General features: G+C 67.6%; 19 protein-coding genes. 11 read left to right on the top strand and 8 right to left on the bottom strand.

The genetic code is table 11. The features are described from left to right. Window positions 1-216: 216 nt before the first annotated feature. From HCC78_RS18245 to repC, 3 genes are all read right to left on the bottom strand, one after another. Window positions 217-1,596 carry an MBL fold metallo-hydrolase gene (locus tag HCC78_RS18245; RefSeq protein ID WP_172330234.1) on the bottom strand — a complete coding sequence of 460 codons (1,380 nt, stop codon included), beginning with the start codon at window positions 1,594-1,596 and terminating at the stop codon, window positions 217-219. After that, window positions 1,593-2,579 carry a TIGR00730 family Rossman fold protein gene (locus tag HCC78_RS18240; protein WP_172330233.1) on the bottom strand — a complete coding sequence of 329 codons (987 nt, stop codon included), beginning with the start codon at window positions 2,577-2,579 and terminating at the stop codon, window positions 1,593-1,595. Before HCC78_RS18240 ends, HCC78_RS18245 begins: the two co-directional genes overlap by 4 nt. Window positions 2,580-2,711: 132 nt before the next feature. Further along, window positions 2,712-3,827, bottom strand: coding sequence for a plasmid replication protein RepC (gene repC / locus HCC78_RS18235; protein WP_172330232.1), 1,116 nt, complete (start codon window positions 3,825-3,827; stop codon window positions 2,712-2,714). A gap of 450 nt (window positions 3,828-4,277) precedes the next feature. Between repC and HCC78_RS18230 the strand changes: the two genes are divergently transcribed. The 3 genes from HCC78_RS18230 (at window position 4,278) to HCC78_RS18220 (ending at window position 8,481) form a co-directional block, all read left to right on the top strand. After that, window positions 4,278-5,591: an AAA family ATPase gene (locus tag HCC78_RS18230; protein WP_172330231.1), complete on the top strand. Its 1,314-nt coding sequence runs from the start codon at window positions 4,278-4,280 to the stop codon at window positions 5,589-5,591. A gap of 1 nt (window position 5,592) precedes the next feature. Next, window positions 5,593-6,651, top strand: coding sequence for a ParB N-terminal domain-containing protein (locus tag HCC78_RS18225; RefSeq protein ID WP_172330230.1), 1,059 nt, complete (start codon window positions 5,593-5,595; stop codon window positions 6,649-6,651). A gap of 495 nt (window positions 6,652-7,146) precedes the next feature. Then, window positions 7,147-8,481 carry a mechanosensitive ion channel family protein gene (locus tag HCC78_RS18220; protein WP_172330229.1) on the top strand — a complete coding sequence of 445 codons (1,335 nt, stop codon included), beginning with the start codon at window positions 7,147-7,149 and terminating at the stop codon, window positions 8,479-8,481. Between the two features lie 260 nt (window positions 8,482-8,741). Here the strand turns inward: HCC78_RS18220 and HCC78_RS18215 are convergent, their stop codons facing one another. From HCC78_RS18215 to HCC78_RS18195, 5 genes are all read right to left on the bottom strand, one after another. After that, window positions 8,742-10,472 carry an alpha/beta hydrolase gene (locus tag HCC78_RS18215; protein WP_172330228.1) on the bottom strand — a complete coding sequence of 577 codons (1,731 nt, stop codon included), beginning with the start codon at window positions 10,470-10,472 and terminating at the stop codon, window positions 8,742-8,744. Window positions 10,473-10,698: 226 nt separating this feature from the next. Further along, window positions 10,699-11,550: a bestrophin gene (locus HCC78_RS18210; RefSeq protein WP_172330227.1), complete on the bottom strand. Its 852-nt coding sequence runs from the start codon at window positions 11,548-11,550 to the stop codon at window positions 10,699-10,701. 105 nt (window positions 11,551-11,655) lie between these two features. Next, complete coding sequence (locus HCC78_RS18205) at window positions 11,656-12,465, bottom strand: class I SAM-dependent methyltransferase (RefSeq protein ID WP_172330226.1); 810 nt, start codon at window positions 12,463-12,465, stop codon at window positions 11,656-11,658. 67 nt (window positions 12,466-12,532) lie between these two features. Beyond that, complete coding sequence (locus HCC78_RS18200; protein WP_172330225.1) at window positions 12,533-13,477, bottom strand: CorA family divalent cation transporter; 945 nt, start codon at window positions 13,475-13,477, stop codon at window positions 12,533-12,535. Window positions 13,478-13,578: 101 nt separating this feature from the next. After that, window positions 13,579-14,124, bottom strand: a complete 546-nt coding sequence (locus tag HCC78_RS18195; RefSeq protein ID WP_172330224.1) for a GNAT family N-acetyltransferase — start codon at window positions 14,122-14,124, stop codon at window positions 13,579-13,581. An 847-nt stretch (window positions 14,125-14,971) separates the two neighbouring features. Between HCC78_RS18195 and HCC78_RS18190 the strand changes: the two genes are divergently transcribed. The 8 genes from HCC78_RS18190 (at window position 14,972) to HCC78_RS18155 (ending at window position 25,632) form a co-directional block, all read left to right on the top strand. Then, window positions 14,972-18,028 (top strand): SdrD B-like domain-containing protein, encoded by a 3,057-nt coding sequence (locus HCC78_RS18190; protein WP_172330223.1) that lies wholly within the window; start codon window positions 14,972-14,974, stop codon window positions 18,026-18,028. A 99-nt stretch (window positions 18,029-18,127) separates the two neighbouring features. Further along, window positions 18,128-18,295: a hypothetical protein gene (locus HCC78_RS18185; RefSeq protein WP_172330222.1), complete on the top strand. Its 168-nt coding sequence runs from the start codon at window positions 18,128-18,130 to the stop codon at window positions 18,293-18,295. Window positions 18,296-18,405: 110 nt separating this feature from the next. After that, window positions 18,406-20,028: an exosortase E/protease, VPEID-CTERM system gene (xrtE, locus tag HCC78_RS18180; protein ID WP_172330221.1), complete on the top strand. Its 1,623-nt coding sequence runs from the start codon at window positions 18,406-18,408 to the stop codon at window positions 20,026-20,028. Between the two features lie 183 nt (window positions 20,029-20,211). After that, on the top strand, window positions 20,212-20,865 hold the full coding sequence (locus tag HCC78_RS18175) for a 3-oxoacid CoA-transferase subunit A (RefSeq protein ID WP_172330220.1): 654 nt from the start codon (window positions 20,212-20,214) through the stop codon (window positions 20,863-20,865). Continuing rightward, the gene (locus HCC78_RS18170) at window positions 20,865-21,518 is read left to right on the top strand and encodes a 3-oxoacid CoA-transferase subunit B (RefSeq protein ID WP_172330219.1); all 654 of its coding nucleotides are present in this window, start codon (window positions 20,865-20,867) and stop codon (window positions 21,516-21,518) included. The genes HCC78_RS18175 and HCC78_RS18170 overlap by 1 nt, the downstream gene beginning before the upstream one ends. Continuing rightward, on the top strand, window positions 21,515-22,420 hold the full coding sequence (locus HCC78_RS18165; RefSeq protein ID WP_172330218.1) for an HD domain-containing protein: 906 nt from the start codon (window positions 21,515-21,517) through the stop codon (window positions 22,418-22,420). The genes HCC78_RS18170 and HCC78_RS18165 overlap by 4 nt, the downstream gene beginning before the upstream one ends. A gap of 93 nt (window positions 22,421-22,513) precedes the next feature. After that, a complete protein-coding gene (gene fabI / locus HCC78_RS18160; protein WP_172330217.1) occupies window positions 22,514-23,278 on the top strand; it encodes an enoyl-ACP reductase FabI in 765 nt (254 codons plus the stop codon). Between the two features lie 32 nt (window positions 23,279-23,310). Beyond that, window positions 23,311-25,632: a DUF3141 domain-containing protein gene (locus tag HCC78_RS18155; RefSeq protein ID WP_172330216.1), complete on the top strand. Its 2,322-nt coding sequence runs from the start codon at window positions 23,311-23,313 to the stop codon at window positions 25,630-25,632. Window positions 25,633-25,637 lie beyond the last annotated feature (5 nt).

The following is a 25,637-nucleotide window of genomic DNA, read 5'->3' as shown; positions in this document are numbered from 1 at the left end:
GCAAATCCGGTTCGATGGCCGGCAGCCTCCCCCCCGGGACTCCGCTGGCTCACGCCGAATTTACCCACCGTTAAATTAATTCCCACGTCGGAATTCAAGAATTGACAGGGTTGGACAGCTAAATTACCACCTGTTTTCCCCAGCTCGCGCCCCGCAGCGGACCCGGTCCGGACACCGCCGGACGGGCTATTTCCGGGTTGTCCTGGCCGTCCGGCCTCACAGTTCGTAGCTCTGGTGCATCTGCGGGATCTCGGTGCGCTCCGGGCCGAGCGCGCGGCACAGCGCCTCCAGGGCGCGGGTCTCGCCATGCACCAGAAAGGTCCTCTCCGGCGTCCCGGTCCGCGCGTGCCAGCGCTTCAGGTCGCCTGCCCCGGCATGGGCGGAGAAGCCGTTGATCGTGTGGATCCGTGCCCGGACGGGGATCTGCTCGCCGAAGAGCTTCACCTCCCGCGCGCCGTCGATGATGATCCGCGCCAGCGTGCCCGCCGCGGCATAGCCGACGAAGATCACGCTGCTCTCGGCCTTGCCGAGATTGTGCCGCAGGTGGTGGCGGACCCGGCCGCCGGTGCACATGCCGGACCCGGCCATGATGATCGACGGCGCGTCGCCGCGGTTCAGCAGCATCGAGTCGCGCGCCTCATGGACGAAATGCAGCTTGGGCAGGCGGAACGGGTCCTGTCCGTCGCGGATCATCCCGGCCAGCTCGGCGCGCATTGCCTCGGGGTGGCGGCTGAAGATCCGCGTGGCGGAGATCGCCATCGGCGAGTCCAGGTAGACCCGCATCGAGCTGCGCAGCCGCCCGTCCTCCATGCCCTGGCGCAGGAACCACAGCAGTTCCTGCGCGCGTTCCATCGCGAAGGTCGGGATGATCACCCGCCCGCCATGTTCGTCGGCGCGGTGGATCGCGGCGAGGAATTCCGAGACCGAGCTGTCCAGCGAGCGGTGGTCGCGGTCGCCATAGGTCGACTCCATGATCACCACGTCGGCATCCCCCGGCGGCACCGGCGGGTTCAGCAGCGGCCGGTCGCAGGGGCCGATATCGCCCGAGAACAGCACCCGCCGCTTGCGCCCGTCCTCGTCGAGCTCCAGCAGGATCGAGGCCGATCCGAGGATGTGCCCGGCGTCGAAATAGGTCGCGGCAATCCCGGGGAAGAGCTTGATCCTCTGATGGTAGCCGACCTTGCGGCCGAAGATGTCCACCGCGTCGAGCGCGTCCATCGTGTCGTAGAGCGGCTCGTAGTTGCCGCCGCGCTCGCCATGGCGGTGGTGCCGCCGCGCGTCCTCCTCGTGCAGATGCGCCGAGTCCAGCATCACCAGGCGCGCCAGTTCCGCAGTGGCCGCGGTGGAGATGATCTCGCCGCTGAAGCCGCGCTTGACCAGCAGCGGCAGCCGCCCGCAATGGTCCAGATGCGCATGGGTGAGCAGCACCAGGTCGATGTCGCGCGGCTCGAAGCCGAACTCCGCCGCGTTGTCCTCGTGAAGGTCATGCCCGCCCTGGAACATGCCGCAGTCGATCAGGATGCGGCGGCCGTTGCATTCGACCAGATGGCAGGATCCGGTGACCTCCCCGGCCGCTCCGTGGAACGATATCTTCATGGCAGCCCCTCCCCGGCGCATGGCTCGGGCCGGCCTGCAAGCGGCCGCCCTGCCCGTTCGTACCAGCGCAGGATGTCGTCCCAGATCTCCTGCGCGCTTTCGGCGAACCAGAACAGGTCCCGGTCCTCCGGATCGATCACCCCCTCCTCGACGAGGAAGTCGAAATCCACGGCCCGCTCCCAGAAGCTGCGGCCGACCAGCACCACCGGCACCGGCCGGATCTTGCGCGTCTGGATCAGGGTCAGCGTCTCGAACAGCTCGTCCAGCGTGCCGTAGCCGCCGGGGAAGACCACCAGCGCGCGGGCCCGCATCAGGAAATGCAGCTTCCTCATGCCGAAATAGCGGAAGCTGAAGCAGAGCTCGGGCGAGACATAGGGATTGGGATACTGCTCTTGCGGCAGGGTGATGTTCAGCCCCACGGTGCGGGCCCCGGCCTCGTGCGCGCCGCGGTTCGCCGCCTCCATCATGCCGGGGCCGCCGCCGGTCACGACCACCAGGCGGTTGCCGTGGCAGCCTTCCTGCCGCCCGACGATGCGGCCGAATTCGCGGGCCGTCTCGTAATGGCGCGACTTCTCCTCCAGGCGGCGGGCGACGGCCAGCCGTTGGGCAAGCGTGCCGTCCGCCGGATCCGCCGCAGCCGCGGCTTCCAGTTCGGCCACCCGCGCCGCCGCATGGACCGGCTCGCCGATCCGCGTTGCGCCGAAGACGACGATGGCATGGGCGATGCCGTGTTCCTCCAGCAGCGTCTCGGCCTTCTGGTAGTCGAGCAGCAGCCGGGTTCCGCGCATCCCGTCGCGGTGGAGGAAGTCCATGTCCTCGTCGGCGCGGCGGTAGTTCGGGGCGGCCATGATCCGCTGGACCAGTGCAGGCGCCTGCAAGTCCTCGCCGCTCGGCTTGGGGGCGCATCCCGGCAGCTCGACCGCGCGGCGGGTCTCGTGCGGGGGCTGCGGTTTCAGCGCTGCCTGCGGCTCGTCGCGTGCCATGTCAGAACCTCCGGGTCCGGAACAGTCCGGAGACTGCCTTCGGCGGGATCGACGCTCCGCCACTCGGAACTCCGCGGATGCGCGGGCACTGGCGGCACTCTGCGCCGGGACCGCGGCCAAGGGCAAGACGGCTCATGCAGTTTCGGAGGCGAGGCTTTCGCGCGGGGCTCCCATCCCCCCTGCCCTGCTGGGCCGCTTCCGGCCAAGGCTCGTGCGGACCAGCTGGCCGGGATCGAGTTCGCCGCTTTCGCACCGGTCGGTGAGCGTCCGCAGATAGCCGCCGGGATTGGCGATACTGTCATGGCGTTCAAGCACGGCGCCGAGCAGAATGGAGGCGGATGCCGGACCCAGCTTGCTGCAGCTTCTCTGCCATGCCCGGCTTGCGCCTGGAAGCATCCGTGCGGCGGCATCGAGACGGTGGATGAAGTCGGACTGATGGCCCCTGCCCTGCAAGAGGCTTGCGAGAAGCGGGAATGCCCTTTCGATGTCCTCTTCGCGCAGGCCGTCATCCTTTGCTTTGCGGGACTCAAGGGTATTTGGGGTATGGTGTTCTATGTGCTGCTCATTGCGGTCGGCGCTGTCGCCCGGAATCGCGGATCCGGAGGTCGTCGCGATGCACTCTGCCAGCTCGGCCCGCAGGTCCGTGAGCGCAGCCATGGCGGGCTTGCGGCGGAGGCGGCGCCGGAAATCGACCAGCGTCCCGTCGCAGATTCCGCCCCGCATCTTCAGCTGGGCCAGCAACTCGGCGCAGTCCCGTCGCAGCGTGTCGGTGCGGGCGTTCTCTTCCTCCACCTGGGCGAGCAGGGCCATCAGCCGGGCGTGGTTCTCCGCCAGAGGCGCCAGGTCGATGCCATAGGCACGCAGCGTCTCGCCGTTGCGGCCGGTGCGGCAGTAGCGCTTGCGGTTGGGCGACAGGACCCTGCGGACCAGCCCGCGCTCCTCGGCGCGGCGGATGCAGCGGTTCACGGTGCTGTCGCCGGACCGTCCCATCCGGGCGGCGATGGTCGCGTTGGCCGCAAAGACGATGCAGCGGCCCCCGGCATCCGTCGCGAGACGGTCGCCGGGCACGAAGCTGAGCAGCACGTCTAGGAAATGGATGTCGGTGCCGTTGAGGTCCAGGGCGGAGGCGCAGGCCTTGAGCGGGTCCATCAGGTCGCGCCACTTGTGCGGGGCGAGCGCCCCGTTGCCCGGTGCCGAAGGCAAGCCGGTGCCGCCCCGCCTGATGGCGGGTTCTGGAAAATGCGTCATCGCGATGTCACGGGACCGGGAGTGCGGGCAAAAACCAGCCATTCGCCCGACAGGCGTTGTTGACTTTGCGATTTCCGGGAGCCATCCTCAGGGTGCAAAACATGAGATGGGGCGTCCGGAGAAATCTGGCGCCTCTTTCTTTTCCGGCCTGCTGTGCCTCCTTGCTGCTGCTCGTTGCCGTCAATGACCGAGTCGGCTGTCCCGATTCTTGCGTCATTCCCGGAAGTTTAGGAGCCAATCCCGGATTTTGTCAAACGCTGGTGAATATCGGGACCGGAACTGTGTCCCCCGCCCCCATGCCGCTATCCCTAGCGGGTATCGGAGTCGATTTACCCAAGAATTGGCCGAATGCAACACCGTGGGGCAAATCCCGATATTCCGGAATTTCCGGGTTTTCTAATCAGCATATCCCGATATTCTGCCGCCAACGAAAATGGCGGGATCAGGGCAATGGACGACCATACCACACTGCGCATGATGAACGAGGCGAGCCTGCAGCAGCAGCAGGCGGTGCGCGAGCAGACCTTCTCTCCGGACGATACCAAGCAGCTCCGGCGATTCTCCACCTGGGAGGTGGCCAACTTCATCTTCGGGGTGAACCAGGACACGTTCCGCAAGCGGCTGATGGATCAGCCCGAGCTGCCCCAGGGCATGGTGGAGAAGTCGAACGGCCAGCGCTGGTTCACCATCGACGAGATCACCCGGCTGCGCCGCGGGCTGAAGTTCAAGAACAAGTCGCTGATGCCGCCGCGCCCGAAGGGCCGCGCGCTACGCATCGGCGTGTCGAACTTCAAGGGCGGCGTCGGCAAGACGGTGGTCGCCCAGCACTTGGCCCATGCCGCGGCGCTGGACGGCTACCGCGTTCTGGTGATCGACTTCGACCCGCAGGCGACGCTGACCCATTCCATGGGCCTCACGGCCGTCAGCGAGGAACAGACCGTCTGGGGCATCATGTGCCGCGACCTCTGCAAGGAGGCCGACCGGATCGTCGATACCTATGACGATCCCGACGACTGCCCCTACCCCGCCAGCTACGAGCTACCCGACGACGTCCAGTCGATCGGCCGCCAGAAGTTCTCGGACTTCATCCTGCCGACCTGCTGGGGCCGCTCGATACACATCATCCCCAGCTGCGCCAACGCGGCCTTCGTGGAATTCGCCTCGGCCCAGTACCGCAACCTGCATCCCGGCTGGACCTTCTTCGGCTGCGTGTCGCGCTATCTCGACGAGCTGCCCGAGGACGATTACGACCTGATCATCTTCGATTGCCCGCCGGCCATCGGCTACCAGTCCCTGAATGCGGCCTTCGCGGCGGACGTGCTCTACATCCCCTCCGGTCCCGGCTACTGGGAATACGACTCCACCACCTCCTTCCTGGGCCAGCTGGCCACCGCGATGGAGGACATCTCGGCGGGCTATGCCGGCCATGCCGACGGCGCACGTCTGAGCCTGCCGAAGGAGTTCCTGGCGATCCGGGTCCTGATGACCCGCTACGAGGCCTCCAACGAGCTGCACGAGGCGATGAAGCGGGCCTTCCACAATGTCTTTGCCGGGCGCGTCTGCGAGCATGCCATCGAGATGACCCGCGCGGTCGAGCAGTCCGGCCGGTTCCAGAACTCGATCTACGAGCAGGACTACCGCGAGATGACGCGGGACACGTGGAAGCGCGCGCGCAAGAGCTTCGACGAGGCCTACGAGGAATTCCGCGAGACGATCCTCTCAGTATGGCCGCGCGACGGCGAACTGAAGCGGAAGGCTGGCTGACATGGCGAAGTCCAAGTTCGACATCACCCCCGGCACCGCCCGCCGCCCGGCGCCCAAGCCCGATCCGGATGCCAAGCCCGGCCCGATGAGCGCCGCGATCCGCGAGACCGCGCGCGCGCTCGACCGGTCCGAAGAGGACCTCAAGCAGCAGCGCCGCCGCAACGCCGAGGAAGCGCGGCAATGGCGCGATGCGATGGATGCGGGGCTGGTGCTGCTGCGGCTGCCGCTCGATCTGATCCGTGCCGACGATCTGGCGCGCGACCGCTCCGACCTGGCGGGCGAGCTGAAGAGCCCGGAGATGGAGGAGCTGAAGCAGTCGATCCGCGCGCTCGGTCAGAAGGAGCCGGTGACGGTGCAGCAGGACGGCAGCGGCTATTCTCTGACCTCCGGCTGGCGGCGGCTGAACGCGCTGAAGATGCTGCTGGAGGAAACCGGCGATCCGCGCTTCTCGCTGGTGACGGCGAAGGTGGAGACCCAGGCGACCGGCCGGATGGACCGCTATGTCGACATGGTCACCGAGAACGTGGTGCGGAAGAACCTGTCGCTGTCCGAACTGGCGGGGCTGGCGATGGCGGTGGCGAACGATCCCGAAACCGGCGTCGCCGATGCCCGTGCGGCGGTTAACCGGCTCTACCACGCGCAGAGCCCGGCGCAGCGCTCCTATGTCAACGCCTTCGTCCGGCTGCTTCAGGACTTCGGCAGCGTCCTGATCGACCCGCGCGAAATCTCCCGGGATCTCGGCGTGCAGGTGGTCCGCGCGCTGGAGGACGGCAACGCCGCGGCCCTTCGCAAGGGCCTGGCCGCGGCGGAGGGCATGGAGGGTCAGCTGCGGCTGCTGCGCGACTTCATCGAGCGCACCGACCGCGCTCCGGATCCGCGCGGCTCGGGCCGCGGCTCCGCGGTGAAGACGGAGTTCCGCATGGGCGCCGCCAAGGTCACCGCCCGCAAGGGAGAGGTCCGCATCAAGTCGCCGGTCGACTATTCCGAACTGTCCCGCGACGTCCTCGAAGAGGCCTGCCGCGCCTTCGAGGAAGTGCTCCGCCGCAACGGGCGGGGCTGAGTTTAACGGCCGTTAAACCTGCCGGACGGACCCGCCGCAGAGATTTAACGGCCGTTAAAACCGCCGATGCCCGGCCTGCCGCAGGCGCCGGGACCCCGGGTCTTCCACATGCTTTCCCATTCGTCCCGACTGCGTGCCCGCAGGAGTTCCTGTATGCGCAGGTAGGGAGCTGCGCGATCGCGGCAGGCAGGCAGGTGCAGCGGGCGCCCGGCCGTCCTGAATTGCGCGCAGTCCGCCTTGAGGATGATTACCGGACATAAAGTGAGCATGCGAGCCTCGGCGGAAATGCAAGGCATCGCGCCGGACAAGCGCCGCCGGAGAGCGGGACCGGTCCCGATGGACCTCGCTCGCCCGGCAAGTGGACAGCCGCGGCGGCGTTTAGTCAAGCCGTGCCGCGCGCGCCGGTCGGGCAGTGTGGCGCGGCGCAGACAGGGCAGATTGCGGCAGGGCCTGTTTCCCGGCAAGGTGGAGACCCGGCGGCAACAGGCAGGACACATGGAACCAGATCTGTTCGAGCAGACCGCGAGCTACGGGCTCGACATCTTTCATTTCCTCAAGATCCAGCTGGGCGCGCTGCTGCGGCCCTGGGTCGGCTACCAGATCCTGATCGCGGCAACGCTGTTCGGACTGGCCCATTTCGCGGCCCGGCTGGCGGGGCCGCGGCTGCATGGCTGGCTGCGGACCCGGCAGGGCTGGCCGATGTGGCGGATGCGCACTGCGCTTGTGCTGATCCGCAGGCTGCGGGGGCTGATCTTCGTGCCGCTGATCTGGGGCACGATCTGGATGCTGCGTCAGACCACCTGGCCCAGCCGGTCCTTCCTGCTGACCATCATCGGCAACCTCGCGCTTGCCTGGATCGTGGTCGCGCTGGCAGCGCGGCTGATCGCCAACCGGGCGCTGCGTGCCGTGGTGCAGTACGGGGCGTGGATCTGGCTGACCCTGACAGTGCTGGGGCAGACCGACCAATTCGTCGCGCTGATGTCGGGCATCACCGTCGATCTGGGCAGCCTGACGATTTCGGCCTGGATGGTGGTGCAGGCCGCGGTGGCGGTGACGGTGCTGCTGGCGACCGCGCGCTTCCTGTCGCGGATCTCGGCAGCGCGGATCAACGCCAATGACGACATGAGCCCGTCGATGCGGGTTCTGACCATCAAGGTGGTGCAGCTGGCCTTCTACGGGACGGCCTTTCTCTTCGCGATGAAGGCGGTCGGCGTCGATCTCACCGGGCTGGCCGTGCTGTCCGGCGCGATCGGCGTGGGGCTCGGCTTCGGCCTGCAGAAGGTGGTGTCGAACCTCGTTTCGGGGATCATCATCCTGCTGGACAAGTCGGTGAAGCCCGGCGACGTGATCTCGCTGGGCGAGACCTTCGGCTGGATCAACGCGCTCGGCGCGCGCTACGTCTCGGTGGTGACGCGGGACGGGCGGGAATACCTGATTCCGAACGAGGACATGATCACCGGGCAGGTGGTGAACTGGTCCCATTCCAACGAATTCGTGCGGCTCGACATCTTCTTCGGCACGGCCTACGCCAACGATCCGCACGAGGTTCGGCGCATCGCGGTGGAGGCGGCGCTGTCGGTCAAGCGGGTGCTGGATACCAAGCCGCCGGTCTGCCACATCACCGGCTTCGGCGACAGTTCGGTAGACTATATCCTGCGCTTCTGGATCACCGACCCGACCGCGGGCCTGACCAATGTGCGCGGCGCGGTCTACCTGGCGCTCTGGGATGCGTTCAAGGCCGGCGGCATCGCCATCCCGTTCCCGCAGCGCGAGGTCCGGCTGCTCGACGGAGGGGAGCCGCGGCAGATGCAGGGAGGGCGGGGGGAATAAGGGGCGGCGACCCGGGGAGGAGGAGAGGGCCGCCGCCGATTTCCCGGGTTCAGGGAGGAGGAGGAACCCGCGGAAAACCATTTACTCGGTCACTCGTGACGTCGTTGTCCTCAAGTTAGGGCTAACGCTGCGCTGCGGCAACCCACAATCCTTCAGCCCTGCCATGCGCATAATGCATGCCTGCGAACGATTTCCGGCCGGAAATGCACGGGGGCAGCGCCTGCATGGCGCTGCCCCCGGCGTTCGGATGCCCGGCCGGATCAGCCGAAGACATAGGTTCCCGGTGCCGGGCCGAGGGATTTCGGTGCGGCCGGGGCAGGGACCGGAGCGCCGCTGCGCTCGGCCAGCCAGGACGCCCAGGCTTCCCACCAGGACCCCTCGCGCAGATCGGCATTGTTCAGCCAGCTGTCGGCGGACAGGTGCGGCGCGCCCTGCGGCTTGTCGAGCAGCCGGTAGTGGCGGCGCGGATGGCCGGGCTCGGAGACGATCCCGGCATTGTGCCCGCCGGAGGTCAGCACGAAGGTCACGTCCGTGTCGGTCAGCAGGTTGATCTTGTAGACCGAGCGCCAGGGCGCGACGTGGTCGGTCTCGGTGCCGACGGCGAAGATCGGCATGTCGAGATCGGTCAGGTTCACCGTGTGGCCGAGCACCCTCCACTGGCCGCGCGCCAGCTGGTTCTCCAGGAAGAGGCCGCGCAGGTATTCCGTGTGCATCCGCGCGGGCATCCGCGTGCTGTCGGCGTTCCAGGCCATCAGTGCGTTCTTCCCGGATTGCTGGCCCATCATGTACTGGGTGATGATCCGGCTCCAGAACAGGTCGTTCGACCTGAGCATGGTGAAGGCCCCGGCCATCTGCTCGGCATCGAGGTAGCCCTGCGTCTTCATGATGTCCTCGAGGAAGGACACCTGGGACTCGGAGATGAAGAGCGACAGCTCGCCGGCCTCGGTGAAATCGACCTGGGCGGCCATCAGCGTCATCGAGGCGACCGGCCGGAAATCGCGGTGCGCGACGTGCGCGGCCGTCGCCGACAGCAGCGTGCCGCCGAGGCAGTAGCCTGCGGCATGGACCTTGCGCTTGCCCTGCGAGACGAAGTCCAGCGCGGCAAGGGAGCCGTCGCGGACATAGTCGTCCATGCCCTTCTCGGCATCCTCGCGGGTCGGGTTCTTCCAGGAGATCATGTAGACCTCGAAGCCCTGCTCCACGAGGTACTTCACCATCGAGTTCCGCTGCTCGAGATCGAGGATGTAGTATTTCATGATCCAAGCCGGCACGATCAGCAGCGGCTCGGGCCGCACCTCGCCCGTCACGGGCGCGTAGCGGATCAGCTCGATCAGGTCGTTGCGGAACACCACCTCGCCCGGCGTGATGCCCAGCACCTCGCCGACCTTGTAGTCGGGGTCGAGCTCCTTCTCGCCGGTGGTCTGGTCCTTGAGATCCTCGAACCAGTTCTGGAACCCGCGCATGATGTTCTGGCCGCGTTCCGCGCGGGTCTTCTCCAGCACCGCGGGGTTGGTCCAGAAATAGTTCGACGGCGAGCAGGTATCGACGATCTGGCGGATGGCGAAATTGACGATCCGTTCGTGGCGCGGATCGGTGCCGTGCACCCTGGAGGTGGCTTCGTTCCACCAGGCCTCCTGCTTGAGGAAGCTGCGCGCCATCACGTTGAACGGGAACTTGCGCCATCCGGGCGCGGCGAAGCGGCGGTCCCGCTGCATCGCCGCCATCTCGGGACAGTCCTCCTTGCCTGCGATGCAGGCGGCCGGCAGGTGCAGCGTCTCGATCGCCTGGTCCCAGGCGAGGTTGTAGAGCTCGGTCTGCTTGTTGGGCGATCCCAGAAGGTGCATCCACCAGTCCAGCGTCGCCGTGCCGAGCGCGGCTGGGGAGAGCCCCCCGGTATAGCGGCCGATCGCGGCGTGGAATTCGCGGTCGCGATCGTTGCGGGCGGGGCGGACCGCATTGGCATCCGCGCCGGCGACCTTGTCATGCATCATCTACCTGTCCTCACCTCTTTTGGCCGGGCGGGCCCTGCCGGCCCGGCCTGGTACGCATCGCGGCTTCCGGTCCCGCCTTCACCGCCGCAGCCGGGGTGCTCCGTCCCGGCCGGAAACCACATGCCATGTGCGGCGCAACCGTAACATGACATGGCGCAAGTTGAAGATATCTTGGCTGCGGCTGTGCCGATTTGCGCGCCCGCGGCGGCCGCCGCGGGGCAGGGGGTCAGGTCAGCACGTAGCCCACCGGTTCCGGCATTCCGGGCAGGTCGGTCTCGCCCAGCCCATGGCGCATCGCGATCTCGATGGCGGTGGAATAGGCGGTCAGCGGCATGGCGTTCTGCTTGGCGGAGAAGGGCTCCTCCAGTTCCTCGGCCAGCGCGTCGAGGCCGAAGAAGGCATAGGCGACCAGCCCCGTCGCCAGCGGGGCCACCCAGCCCAGCGTGTCCGCGAACCCGAACGGCAGGATCGTGCAGTAGATGTACGCGGTGCGGTGCAGCAGCAGGGTATAGGCGAAGGGCACCGGCGTGTTGGCCAGCCGCTCGCAGCCCAGCAGCGACGCCGCCATCCGGTTCAGGCTCTCGTGCAGGACCAGCGCCTCGGCCGTGGTGAGCCGTCCGTCCCGCTCCAGCTGCGACACGGTCCGCCCGGCGCCGGCCAGCGCGTCGTCCGCGGTCTGCGCCTCGGGCCTGCCGCGCAGCTGCGCAGCCGAGCGCCGGGCGAAATCGGCCATTGCCATCAGGATGCCGCGCCGCTCCGGCATGCCCTCCAGCACCGCGGTCTGGCGCAGGATGTCGCGCGCGGTCTGCACCATCAGTCCCCAGAGCTTGCGCGCCTCCCACCAGCGGTCGTAGCAGGCGCTGTTGCGGAAGCTCAGGAAGATCGACAGGGCGATGCCGATCAGCGCGAAGGGCGAGGGATCGAGCGAGGGCACCAGCCCGGGAAGGTTGCGGTGGGCGAAGACCACGGCGACCGAGATCAGCACCACCGCCAGCACCTGGATCCAGATCTTCTGGATGACCGATCCCTTGAGGACGAAGAAGAGCCCCAGCATGTTGGGCCGCTTGCGGATGATCACGGGAAATCCCTTTCGCGCGGGCCGGCATGCCGGAGGGCCCGTCCGGCCCCGGGTGCCGGGTTGCCGATGGTTAGCGGCGGTGCCGCGCCGCGGCAAGCGGCCGGATCAGACCCGCGCTTCAATGACATGCGAGACATGCGGAAACCGCATGCCGGTGCCGTCGAAGCAGGGGCCGAGGCCGGCGAGGAAGTCGTCGACCGCCTGCGCGGCACGCTCGCCGCCGATCCCCGTGAGCTTGTCGCCGGTATGCATGCCGCCCATCGCGCCTGCCGCGAATTCGCGGGCGTCGGGGTGGTGCAGCTCCATCGCGACGCTTTCCAGGGCGACGTCCCGGAAGCCGGCCCCGGCAAAGAGCTGCAGGATTTCCTCCGCGTCGGGCAGTCCGCAGATCGCCCGCACCGCCGCAGCCGCTTCCGGTCCGGCATGGCGGGCCAGGGCGGCCTCCTGCGCCTGCAGCATCGGGTTGGCCTCCAGCTCCCGCTGCACGCAGAACACCGCGCGTCCGCCGGGACGCAGCACGCGGTGCAGCTCGCGCAGCGCGGCGGGCCGGTCGGGAAAGAATTGCAGCGCCTGCTGGCAGAAGGCCACGTCGAAGGCATCGTCCCCGAAGGGCAGGGCGGCGGCATCGGCCTCCAGCCATTCGGCCTGCAGCCCCTGCGCCTCCGCCTGCATCCGCGCGACCTCCAGCATCCCGGCGCTGTGATCTGCCGCGGCGAGCCGGCCCCCGCCGCCGCGACGGGCGGCGGCCTCGCGGGTGACGGCGCCGGTGCCGCAGGCCAGGTCGAGAATGTCCTCGCCCGGGCGCGGCGCGCCGCGGCGCACCAGCTCGCGCGCCCAGGGTTCGAAGATCACCGGCACGAGCACCGACTGGTAGCGTTCGGCGAATGCCGCGCCTGGACCGGCAGTTCCTGTCATTTGCGTCCCTCCACCTTCCGTGGCGGCAACTCTAGCACGGTTCCCCCGGCCGGTCGCGCGCAAGCGCTCAGAGCCAGCGGCGCAGCACGAAGAACAGGAAGATCGCCAGCGAGGACCCCACCATCAGCGCCAGCGAGACCTCGAACCCGGCCAGCCAGTGCAGCATCGGCATGTCCTCGAAATTCATCCCGAAGATCGAGGCGATCAGCGTCGCGGGCAGGAAGATCGTCGCCACGATGGAATAGTAGCGCGCGTTGTCGTTCTGGCTGAGGCTGATCAGCCCCATGGTCGCGTCGATGGCGAGGCTGACCCGTCCGTTCAGCGCGTCGGCATGCACGGTCAGCGCCTCGACGTCGCGGTCGGCATTCTTCAGCCCCTGCTTGCGGCTGAAATTCACCCGGTTCTCGACTCGCAGCTGCTCCAGATGGACCAGAGTGCGGCGCAGGATCAGCAGGTTCAGCCGGATGTCCGACAGCGCCTCGCCCATCCGGCCGGTGGCGCGGATCAGCGCGCGCAGCTCGCCGGCATCTTCCATGTCCTCGTCCTTGAAGACCAGCTGCGCGGTCTTGTCGAGCTCGCGGTCCCAATTCTCCAGAACGTCGGCGATATGGCCGACACCGAGCGCCATCAGCGCCACCGCCACGTCGCCCGGGGTGAAGCGCCGCGCCAGCGAGAAGCCGTTCCACAGGTTCGGCCCGTGGAAGCGCACGGTGACGATCCGCGTCTCGCTGAGCAGGAAGGTGACCGGGGCGAAGCTGTCGTCGCCGTCGCCCGAGGGCTCGGTCAGCATCACCGTCAGCATGTCGGCCTCGCCCTTGCGGGTCAGCCGCTGCGAGGGTTCGATCTGGCCCATGTCCTTCAGGCGCGGGATCTCGAAGCCCAGCTCGCGCATCCGATCCGCATCGGCCTTGCCGGGGTTGTAGAGATCGATCCACAGCGCCTCGGCCAGATCCGCCCTCGGATCCATGGAGCGCAGTCCGGTCTCTTCGACGCGGTAGGCGGATACGGTCATGGGCAGTCGGTCCTTCTATGCCTGCCGCGGCGCGGCGGCCGGATGCGCGGGGCGGGTCTTCCGGCCCAACGGCCGAGCGGGGCAGGGGGGGCGGCGGCCGGTCACGGCGCGCGCTCCGGAGGCGGCCGCAGCCGCGCCATGGCCAGCACGTCCTCCAGCCGGCCCTCGCAGAGCGTGTCGGCGCGCAGGCGTCCCTCCTCCTCGAAGCCCGCCTGGCGGTAGAGCGCGATGGCCGCGGCATTGGAGGCCATCACTTCGAGGCTGATCCGGGTCAGGCCGTACCAGCTGTCGGCCAGGTCGAGCAGGGCGCCGAGGATCGCCCGTCCCGCGCCGCGCCGCCAGGAGGCGTCATGGACGAAGAGGAAGACCTCGCCCTTGTGGCGCTGCCGTCCCTGGCCGAGGACGAGCGCGCCCTGTCCGATGGCGCGCCCCTCCAGCTCGGCTACGACATTGTGCATGCCGGGCGGCGGCTCCAGCAGGCGGCGGCGCAGGAACTCCTCGCCGGTGAAGGGCAGGCGGAGCGTGCCGCGGCGCACGCCGGGCTGGTTCGCGGCCTCGGTCAGGGCGGGGATGTCCGCGGCCAGCGGCGCGCGTATCGTGACCCTGCTCGCCGCCGCGCGGCGTTCCCGGTCCGGGCCGTCCTGCATCCTGCCTTCCCTTCCTGCTCTGCCTCTGCGTTCCGTCCGCCGGGCCGCGACTGGCGGTCCGGAGCGGCGCACCGGGAGGATGGCGCGGGCGGCAAGGGCTGGCAACGTGCAACTGCGGCGGCCGTGCGCGGCAATGCGGCCCGGCGGTGCCGGAGGCCGGAGGGCGCGGAAGCGGCACAGGCGCACGAAAAACCGGCGGCTCCACCGGAATCAGGGATTTTTCGGGCGGCATCCGGGACGGAAACGGCGCCGCCCAAGTTCTTTCGATCCGGCGTTGAGGTAGCGAATTACCGGAGTGAATCGCTGGGACCTCATTTTCCCGTGACGCTCCCGAAATTCCGAAAAAATGCGCGGCCAAGACTCGAAACAATGACGGGAAAATGGTTAATTTTGATCCTAAGATAGTTTCCTCATGAAATACAATTCTCTGAAAAAAGAGGAACTTTTCCATCCGAGGATGTTTTCCCTATGCGCAGGTCCAAGATTAACTAGTTCCGCTAGTTCAATGTTTACACAAAGTCATCTCAAAGCTATTCCTCCGAACAGGCCCTGACGGAAAGCAGCCGGACAATTTCCCGCGAAAACAACGTGGGACGGCGTCTTTCCGGGAGTTTCGGACATCCCCGCCCGACGTGGCGGCCAGACCGAGATTTCCGGAACTTCCATAGGGAATTTGGAACCAGGACTGCGCAAGGAACGAATTGAGACGTGAAACGGTGCCCATAGGGAATTGACGCCTGCGCAGGGACAGTCCCCCGCAATCTGAAAAATTAAATCGAAACTTCGCGATCCAGCCCTCGCGTCCCTTTCAGGGGCAGCGATGCTCTCGACCTGCAATGTGAGTGAAATGACCTACTTCAGCTGCTTCTACAACTACGCGCCGCAATTCACCAATCTCGTACAAGGCGCCAAGCTCAGCGTCTACGAGAACAGCACCTTCGTCTACGACATCAATGCAAAGGACTCCAACGGGGATTCCTTCAGCTATTCGATCTGCGGCGGCGACGATGCGGATTTCTTCACCATCGATCCGAAGACCGGCATGCTGTCGTTCAAGAGCAGCATGGACTACGAGAACCCGCTCTCGAAGAGCGGCGACAACGTCTATGAAGTCACCATCAAGGTGAAGGACTGCTACGGCGCCTATTCGCTGCGCACGATCCAGGTCGAGGTATGCGACGTCAAGGACGCGCCGGACACCAACGGCTGCATCGTTCTGGAAGCCGAAGATTTCTACTCCGTGGGCTTCAAGACCGCCTGCGCCCCGAACGCCTCCGACGGCGAGATCGTCAAGCTGGCCTGCGACTCGGGCGCCATCGCCACGCATTTCGAGGGCGACAGCGGCAAGTACAAGCTCTCGCTCTTCGCCCAGGACGAGAATGACGGCGTCTCCAAGCTGCTGGTCTATGTCGGCGGCAAGCTGGTCGACACCGTCTATCTGGACAAGCAGACCGACGGCTGCGGCGACGACGCGGGCCAGTTCTCCGAGATCGACCTCGGCGAGATCGACATCGCCAATGGCGACCTCATCTACATCGAGGCCTACAGGAACGGCGGCGAATACGTCCGCATCGACAAGCTGTGCCTGCAGCCGGTCTCCGAGGCCTGCACCGAGACCGTGACGATCGCCGCCGAGAATTTCGAGGGCGGCACCTACGGGTGGAACACCTGCAAGACGGCCTACGACTCCGACCTCGGCAAGTTCCTCGGCACGTTCGGCAAGTGCGAATACCCGTCCAAGACCTTCGCGGTTCCCGCGGATGCGGAGTCGGTGAAGGTCGGGTTCGACCTCTACGTCATCGACAGCTGGGACGGCGAGCACATGTACGTCAAGGTCGAGGACACGATCGTCGACCTGGGCAGCTTCGGCTGGTGGTTCGCCGTGGGCAGCCGCAGCGGCGAATGCGGCGGCATCAAGTTCACGGTGGATACCGTCACCGGCCCGACCCACCTGACCGGCCAGAACTGCGCCGACTACTTCAAGGACCAGGTGGTCCATGTCACCCTCGAGGTGCCGGCCGACAAGATCTCCGGCAATGACCTGACGCTGACCTTCGGCGCCAGCCTCGACGAGGACCGCTCGAACGAAAGCTTCGGCATCGACAACCTGCTGATCACCGCGGAGGTTCCCTGCGATGCCGATCCGGCGGATGCCGTCGTCGGCGGCCGCTACTTCGTCGATGCGGACGGCGACAACACCGAGTGGAATTCGGACGCCAACACCTGGGAGAACGGCGTCGCCAACGCGACCGTCTACCTGATCCAGAACGGCGAGGTCGTCGCGACGACCAAGACCGACGGCTACGGCACCTACCAGTTCACCGGGCTGAAGGCCGGCACCTACGCCGTCTCCTTCGAGGATCCGGAATCCGCCAAGGGCGCGGGCTATGTCTTCGTCGAATCAAATGTCGGCGATGACGGCGCGGACAGCGATGTCGTGACCATCGCGGGCAAGGGCACCACCGCCACCTTCGAGGTCGGCGAGTCCTGCACCGTCTGGAACGTCGATGCCGGCATCAAGGATCCGGCCACCGCCGAGATTGGCAACCTCGCCTTCCTCGATGTGGACAAGGACGGCGTCTACACCGCCGGCATCGACCAGGCGAAGGCCGGGGTCGAGGTCACGCTCTACGACGGCACCGGCAACGTGGTCGCGACCACCACCACCCTGGCCGACGGCAGCTACCGCTTCTCCGGCCTGACCGCAGGCAGCTACCAGGTCGGCTTCGCCGCCATCGCGGGCCTCGCCTTCACCCTGGCCAGCCAGGCCGCGGCGGATGCCGTGGACAATGACAGCGACGCCAACATCCTGACCGGCCTGACCGACGTGTTCGACCTGGCCATCGGCGAGGTCGAGAACGACATCGACGCGGGCTATGCCACGGTCAACACCGCCCCCTATGCCGGTGCCGACTCGGCGGCGACCTGCGCCAACGAGCCCCTGGTCCTGTCGCTTCTGGACAATGACGGCGATGCCGACGGCGACTCGATCTCGCTGGTCTCGATTGCCGGCCAGTCCGACCTGTCGGGCCCGGTCTCGGTCAGCGGCACCGCGACGGTGACCGGCACCGACGGCTCTGCCGGCCAGGTGGCCTTCTCCGGCCTGACCGTCACGCTGGCCGACGGAAGCGTGACCATCGACGGCGACAGCGCGTTCGAGTTCCTCGGCTATGGCGAAACCGCGACGGTCACCATTTCCTACGGCATCTCCGATGGCCAGGGCGGCACCGCCGAGGGCGCGCTGACGATCGAGTTCTGCGGCGCCGCGGAGACCCTGGAGGAAATCGACGCGACCCTGCCGTCGCTCGTGACCTACCAGATCGCCAGCGCCGTGAAGGCCTATGACGGCGTGGCCTACCAGTCCTGGGCCTATGACATGAAGATGTCGGCGACCGGCGACGCGCGTCTCGACGGCGTCGTCTTCACCGAGGCCTACTGCCTGAGCTACTCCGACCCCGTGTCCTCCGCGGCGAGCTTCGACACCGCCGCGCTGCTGACCGGCAACCTCTACACCGCCGCCTCCGCGGACCTGCCGGACAACCTGTTCAATGCCGGCCAAATCGGCTCCAACGGCGAAGCGGCAGCGGACAACCTGGACCTGATCACATACATCCTGAACCAGGACTACGAGGACCAGGGCTATACCGGCTGGGAAGTCCAGTTCGCGATCTGGTCGCTGACCGACAACTTCGCCTATTCGACCTATACCACCCGCTATCCGAGCTTCGGCGATGCTGCCGACGTGGCGGACATCGTGGCGGATGCGGTGGCCAATGGCGAGGGCTTCGAGGCCGGCGAGGGCGACATCATAGCGCTCATCATCGATCCGAATCCGGAAACGGCGACCAACGGCCAGCCGTTCATCGTCGGCGCCGAGTTCGACTCCTTCGACTGCATGTGCTGAGGCAAGTCCCCGGGCGGCGCCCGGGGACGGCACCAGGGTGGCGCTCCCTGGTTCTTGTCGGTCCGGAGGCGCCAGAACCGGACCTTGTAAGGAAACATCATGAAGTACGCCCTTCTCGCCCTCGCCGCCGCCTCCATCGCGGCCCCCGCGCTCGCCTCCGATTTCGGCGACGTCCAGGTCCCGGAAATCGATGCAGCCGCCGGGGTTGCAGCCGTGGCCGCCCTGGGCGCCACCGTCGCCATGCTGCGCGAGCGCTTCAAGCGCTGACCCCGTCCGCGTAAACCGGATGTTCGCAAAGGCCGCGTAAGTGGCCTTTGCTTTTTCGCGCGCAGCGGGTCCGCCTGCCGTGCGGACACCGAGCCCTGGGGAGACCGGACATGGCTGCCAACGATTTCCGCGGCCCCGCCGGCCTGCGGCCGCGCGGAATGTGGGTGCTGGCAGCGGCCGTCTTCGCCGGGCTGGCGGCGATCAGCCTGGGCTACGGGCCGGGCTACGATTTCGACTGCCGCGCCAAGCTGCCCGCCTGGGTCTGCCAGGCGCTGTCGCTGGCCGTGCCGCGCGTGCTCTGCGCCCTGTCGCTGTGCGGGCTGCTGGCGGCGCTGCGCCCCGAATTGCGGCGCGGCCTATCCGCCATGGTCCGCCCGTCCCCGGCGCCGCTGGGCCTTGCGGCGCTCGCCGCGGGCTTCCTCTTGGTGCTGGCCCCGCTCCTGTGGCTGTGGCTCTCCGGGGTCCTGCTGCCGGTTCCGGCGCTGCTGGCCTGCTGGGGCGCGGGCATGTCGGCCGGGCTCCTCGGCGGCGCGCTGGCCGTGTTCGATCCGGGCCTCGCCGGGCGCAAGCACCTCCCTGGCCTGGTCCTGCCCTTTGCCTTCGCCGCGGCGTTCGGCCTGGTGCTTCCCGATCTGGCGCTGGCGATCCAGCCGGCCTGGAAGATCGACGCGGTGACGCGCATCACCTTCGGCGGCGTCGTCTGGCTGCTGGAACTGATGGGCCAGAACGTCACCTCCGACCTGGCGGAGAAGGCGATCCGGATCGACCGTTTCGGCGTCCTGGTCGGGCCGCAATGTTCCGGGGTCGAGGGCTTCGCGATCATCTCGGCCTTCACGCTGTTCTATCTGGCGCTGTTCCGCGGCCAGCTGATCCTGCGCCGGGCCTGGCTGCTGCTGCCGGTCGCGCTGCTGCTGAGCTGGGCACTCAACATCCTGCGGATCACCCTTCTGATCCTGGTCGGCCGCCACGTGTCGCCGGAACTGGCAGCGAACGGCTTCCACAGCCAGGCCGGCTGGCTCGCCTTCCTCGCGCTTGCGCTTGTCGTCGCATTGGCGGCGCATTCGATCCCCTGGCTGCAGCGCGATCCGGCTGCCGTGCGTCCCGCGCGCCCCGGATTCTTCGACGATCCGGCCGTGGCGATGATCCTGCCCTTCGCGGCCTTCATGGCCACGGCCAGCCTGGTGCCCGCCCTGTCCGAAATCCCCGAGCTGCTCTATCCGGGGCGCGCCGCAGCGGTCGCGGCGGTGCTGTTCCTCTGCCGCCGGCCGCTCCTGGCGCTGGCCTGGCGGGCCGACCCGGTCTCCATCGCGGCAGGCCTCGCCATCGGCGGGATCTGGATCGCCACCGCCCCGGCGGCGGCGGCCGGCGACACGGCGCTGAGCGCGGCGCTGGCCGGTCTGGGACCGGCCGCCTTCTGGGGATGGGTTGCCTGCCGGGTGCTCGGCACATCGCTGCTCGTCCCGGCAGTCGAAGAGCTGTTCTTCCGCGGCTACCTGCAGTCCCGCCTGGCGCTCGGCCCGGGTCCGGCCTGGCGGTGGGGCGCCATCGCGGTTTCGGCGCTGCTCTTCGGCCTGCTGCATGACCGGATCATCGCGGGAACCGCCGCCGGCGCGGTCTTCGGCCTGCTGGCCCTGCGCCGCGGCGGGGTGGCGGATGCGATTCAGTCCCATGCGGCGGCAAATGCGGCGATCGCGGCGGCCGCCATGCTCTCCGGGGCCTGGCATCTGATCTGACCGCGACCGGCCGGGCGCAGCGTTTTTCAGCAGAATGCCGGTTCGGCGGCGGCCCCGCGGCCCCGAAAGCTGCAACAAAATGCTGCACCTGCATAATTCGCTCGAACATATTCACGAAACTGACGCAAGCTCCCCCTAGCAGATCGGTGCCGGTACCGAAACTTTCTGTTCCGGGGGAGAGGAATGAAGACAGCGATTACCCCAGCCCGTGCCGCGGAGATGATCCCGGACGGCTCCAGCCTCCTGATCGGCGGCTTCATGGGCGTTGGCACGCCCAACCGCCTGATCGACGCCCTGGTCGCTGTCGGCCGGAAGGATCTGACGGTCATCGCCAATGACACGGCCAAGCCCGGGGTCGGCATCGGCAAGCTGATCAGCGCGGGTGCGGTGTCCCATGTCGTCGCCTCGCATATCGGGCTGAACCCGGAGACCCAGGCCCGGATGATCTCGGGCGAGATCGGCGTGGAGCTGGTCCCGCAGGGCACGCTGGTGGAGCGGATCCGGGCCGGCGGCGTCGGGCTCGGCGGCGTCCTGACCACCACCGGCGTCGGCACGCCGGTCGAGGAGGGCAAGGACAAGCTGGAGATCGACGGCACGACCTACCTTCTGGAACGCCCGATCAAGGCCGATTTCGCGCTGATTGCGGCGCGGCAATGCGACTATACCGGCAATCTCGAATACACGCTGACCGCGCACAACTTCAATCCGATCATGGCGCTGGCAGGCGAGACGGTGATCGCCGAGCCGGACCACATCCTGCCGGTCGGGGCGATCCCGCCGGACGCTGTGAAGACCCCGGGCGTGCTGGTCCACTACATTCTCGAGAGGAAGCACTGATGGACGCCAAGGAACGCATTGCCCGCCGCGTCGCGCTCGAGGTGAAGGAAGGCACGCTGGTCAATCTGGGGATCGGCCTGCCCTCGCTGGTGGCGAACTACCTGCCGCCGGACGTGCATGTCCATTTCCAGGCGGAAAACGGCGTGATCGGCCTGGGCGCGCGGCCGCCCGAGGGGATGGAGGACCGGGACCTGACCGATGCCGGCGGCGGCTTCGTCACCGCGGTGCCGGGCGCGGCCTCGATCGACAGTGCGATGAGCTTCGGCCTGATCCGGGGCGGACACCTGGACATGACGGTGCTGGGCGGGCTGCAGGTCGACGAGCGCGGCTACCTGGCGAACTGGATGGTGCCGGGCAAGATGGTGCCGGGCATGGGCGGCGCGATGGATCTGGTGGCGGGCGCCAAGAAGGTCGTCGTCGCGATGGTCCATGCCGCCAAGGGCGATCCCAAGATCGTGCCGGAATGCACGCTGCCCTTGACCGCGATGCGCCGCGTCAGCCTGATCGTCACCGAGATGTGCGTGATAGAGCCGACCGGGGCCGGGCTGGTGCTGCGGGAGCTTGCCGAGGGCGTCAGCGTCGAGGATGTCCGCGCCGTGACCTCGGCCGCGCTGCTCCTCGAGGGCGAGCCGAAGGTGATGCCGCTGGCATGACGGAGACGGCCGGAATTCTCGAGCTGAGCCGGGCGCTTGTCTTCGCGTCCCGCGCCCATGCCAACCAGCGCCGCAAGGGCGCCGCGCAGGAGCCCTACGTCAACCACTTGATCGAGGTCATGGAACTGGTGGCGCGGGCGACCGATGGAGGCGACGTCGAATTGATGATTGCCGCGCTCATGCATGACGTGCTCGAAGATACCCCTGTCACCGCGGCGGAGCTGACCGCCGCCTTCGGCGCGCGGGTCACCCGCATCGTCGAGGACTGCTCGGACGACATGAGCCTGCCCAAGTCCGAGCGGCGCGAGCACCGGATCGCCTCGATGCCGGGCAAGCCCGCGGATTCGCGCATGGTCAAGATGGCGGACGTGATCTCCAACATCCGCGCGGTGGTGATCTCGGCCCCGGCCGGCTGGACCGCGGACCGCAAGCTGCAGTACCTTGCCGACTGCCGCCGCCTGGTGGAGGCAGGGAAGGGCGCCAGCGCGCGACTCGAGGAAATATTCCGCCAGACCGCCGCGGATGCCGAGGACGCGATCCGCAAGGGCAGCGGCATGGCCATCGACGGCGTGCCCGAGGCGGTGCACGAGCTGGAGAACACCATCGGCCAGCCGGTGCACAAGGTCTACATGGCCAATACCTCGGCCAGGAAGCTGACCGACGAGGATCTGGAGCATCTGGGACGGCTGATCGCCAGCCAGTTCCCCTCGGGGACCATCGAGAAGGGCCATGCGGTCTATGACGGCCGCATGCGCGAGGTCTTCATGGCCTATATCCGCACCGACAGCCCCTCGGCGATCGTCGCCTTCGCCCAGCGGGTCTGCCTCGAATTTCAGCAGAGCTTCGCCGGAATCGAGGTCGGCGGGCGGTATATCCGGGTCTATGCCGACGATACCGGCTAGAATTTGCACGGGCCGGGCCGGGTCCGGCCCGTGACGTAACGAGGAACAGCGCGCCCGCAGGGGCGGCGCAAGACGCGAAATGGAGTGAGGCCGATGTTTTCCCTGGAAGGCCAGAAGGCCCTTGTGGTCGGGGTTGCCAATGACCAGTCCATCGCCTGGGGCATCGCCAGGGCGCTGAAGCAGCAGGGTGCCGACCTGGCCGTGACCTACCTGAACGACAAGGCGGAGAAATATGTCCGTCCGCTTGCCGAGGAGCTGGGCGCCACGATCATCGAGCCGCTCGACGTGGCCGAGGATGCCGAGCTCGACGCGCTGTTCGGCAAGATCACGGCCGAGTGGGGCAAGCTCGACACGCTGGTGCATTCCATCGCCTTCTGCCCGAAGGAGGATCTGCACGGCCGGGTGGTCGACTGCTCGCGCGAGGGCTTCGGCATGGCGGTGGACATCTCGGTCCATTCCTTCCTGCGCATGGTCCGCAAGGCCGAACCGCTGATGCCCAAGGGCGGTACCTGCATGACCGTCAGCTACATGGGCTCGGGCAAGGTGGTCGACCATTACAACGTGATGGGCCCGGTCAAGGCTTGCCTCGAGTCCGTCACCCGCTATCTGGCGGCCGAGCTGGGCCCCAAGGGCATCTCGGTCCATGCGCTGAGCCCCGGACCGCTGAAGACCCGCGCGGCCTCGGGCATCGCGCATTTCGACGAGCTTCTGAACAAGGCCGCGGACCGGGCGCCGACCCATGCCCTCGCCACGATCGAGGATGTCGGCGCCTATGCGGCCTTCCTGGCCAGCCCGGAGGCGTGGAACGTCACCGGCGGGCTCCACCATATCGACGGCGGCTACAACATCGTCGGCTGACCGCCTCCGACGCCGCACAGGGGATCTGACCCATGAACGTTCTGAACACGCTTCAAGACCCGACGGAGATTTTCGACGCGATCGAAGCGAGGGCCGACACGGTCCGCGTCGCGGCGTCGGCGCATGCCTCCCGGGGCACCGCCTATCTGGAGAAGCAGGCCGAGGACATCTCGGACAAGGCGATGGAAATCGCCGAGGTCCTGGCGCGGCGCGCCAGCGAGGAAAAGGGGCTGGGCGCGGCCTGGACCGAATATGCCAAGGACGCGCTGCAGCGCTACATTCTGTTCGTCGACGCGCTGCGCCAGCGCAGCGACACCGTGGTCGAGCACAACAAGAAGGGCGCCCCGCCGGTCCTGGTCTATGACAGCGAGCTGGTCATGGACGGCGCGTCCCTGCCGCGGCCCTGCAACTACTTCCTGCTGCGCATCCTGCCGCCCGAGGGCGTGACCGTCGATCCGTCCAAGCGCCCCTATGTCATCATCGACCCGCGCGCCGGCCACGGCGCCGGGATCGGCGGCTTCAAGCAGGACAGCCAGGTCGGCGTGGCCTTCAAGGCCGGCCACCCGGTCTATTTCGTCGCCTTCCGCCAGATGCCGGAGAAGGGCCAGACCATCGCCCGCGTCGCCGAGGCCGAGGCCGCCTTCCTGCGCGAGGTGCAGAAGCAGCATCCCGACAGCCCGCTGCCGGTGGTGATCGGCAACTGCCAGGGCGGCTGGGCGACCGCGATCCTCGCCGCGACCAATCCCGACATCACCGGCCCGATCGTGCTGAACGGCGCGCCGATGTCCTACTGGTCGGGCAAGATCGGCCAGGACCCGATGCGCTATTCCGGCGGGCTGGCGGGCGGCGTGCTGCCGGCGATGCTGTCGGGCGATCTCGGCGGCGGCATCTTCGACGGCGCCGACCTCGTGGACAATTTCGAGAAGCTGAACCCGGCGCGGAACTATTTCGGCAACTACTTCGACCTCTACCAGAATGTCGACAAGGGCGTGCCGCGGTACCTGGGCTTCGAGAAGTGGTGGGGCGGGTTCTACCTGATGACCACCGAGGAGATCACCTGGATCGTCGAGAACCTGTTCGTCGGCAACAAGCTGGCCAAGAACATGGCGCAGCTGGAGCCGGGGCGGAACATCGACCTCAAGCAGATCAAGTCGCCGATCATCTGCTTCGCCTCGCACGGCGACAACATCACCCCGCCCGGCCAGGCGCTGAACTGGATCATCGACACCTATACCAGCGAGCTGGAGATCGAGATCCAGGGCCAGCGGATCCTCTACATGGTCCATGACCAGGTCGGCCATCTGGGCATCTTCGTCTCCTCCTCGATCGCCAACCGCGAGCACAGCCAGATGGCCGAGACGCTGGCCAATATCGAGGCGCTGGCGCCGGGGCTCTACGAGATCATCATCGAGGACGTGGTCGGCCACGACCAGGAGAAGAGCTTCAAGCTGTCGATCGCCAAGCGCGGTTTCGACGACATCATCGCCGAGACCGGCGACCGCTCCGAAGAGGTCGCCTTCGCCGCCGTCGCCCGCGGCTCCGAGGCCCTGGCCGAGGCCTATGACGCGACGGTCCGGCCGATGGTGCAGGCGATGGGCTCCGACAAGCTGGGCGACCTGCGCCGCCGCACCCATCCGCTGCGGGTGGTGCGCACGATGTTCGCCTCCGACGTGCCCGGCATGGCGCTGCTGGAGCAGGTCGCCGCGAAGGTGAAGGCGGAACGCACGCCCGCGCCGGTGACCAACCCGTTCCGCCAGATGGAGATGCTCTGGGGCCAGATGGTCGAGACCGGGCTGAACGCGATGCGCGACATGCGCGAGTTCCAGCAGGAGATGAGCTTCCTAGGGCTCTATCTCGGTCCGCTGGCGATGCATTACGGCGCGCACCGCAACTACGAGCGCGCGCGCAAGGATCCGGGGCTGCTGGGCCAGTCGCCCGAGGTGCAGATCATCCTGAACGCGATGTGCACCGGCGGGCTTTCCGAGGGGCTGATCCGCATGCTGGTGATCATCGCGGGCACCCGCGGCGACGTGCGCGCCGACCGGCTGGCCCGCTCGCTGGAGACGCTGCACAAGCGCGCGCCGCTGAAGGAGCTGAGCGCGCAGCAGCGGGTGGAGATCATCCACCACCAGACGGTGATCGCGCATTTCGCCCCCGTGGGCGCGCTGGAAACGCTGCCCGACCTCTTGAAGACCGCGGCCGACCGCAAGGCAGCGATGCAGGCCGTTGCCTATGTCGTCGGCTCCGAGGACGAGATGGCGCCCGAGACCCGCTCCATGATGGAGCGGTTCCGCAAGATCCTGGGGCTGCCGGAAGACGGGGGCACGAGCTCCTCGGCAGCTGCGGCGGAGTGAGACGA

The sequence above is a fragment of the Mangrovicoccus sp. HB161399 genome, from assembly GCF_013184745.1.
Classification (GTDB): Bacteria; Pseudomonadota; Alphaproteobacteria; order Rhodobacterales; family Rhodobacteraceae; genus Mangrovicoccus.
Note: the sequence above shows the minus strand (reverse complement) of the source record. Positions and strands in the feature narration are given on the sequence as shown.